Genomic DNA, 215 nt, shown 5'->3' on the forward strand with positions numbered 1-215 from the left:
CCGCCTTCGCCACCGGTATTCCTCCAGATCTCTACGCATTTCACCGCTACACCTGGAATTCTACCCCCCTCTACGAGACTCAAGCCTGCCAGTTTCAAATGCAGTTCCCAGGTTGAGCCCGGGGATTTCACATCTGACTTAACAGACCGCCTGCGTGCGCTTTACGCCCAGTAATTCCGATTAACGCTTGCACCCTCCGTATTACCGCGGCTGCT

General features: G+C 55.3%; 1 rRNA gene. It reads right to left on the minus strand.

Annotated elements, in window-relative coordinates:
- A 16S ribosomal RNA gene (locus DW58_RS12005) occupies positions 1–215 on the minus strand; the annotation flags it as partial.

Source organism: Siccibacter turicensis LMG 23730, assembly GCF_000463155.2.
Taxonomy (GTDB): Bacteria; Pseudomonadota; Gammaproteobacteria; order Enterobacterales; family Enterobacteriaceae; genus Siccibacter; species Siccibacter turicensis.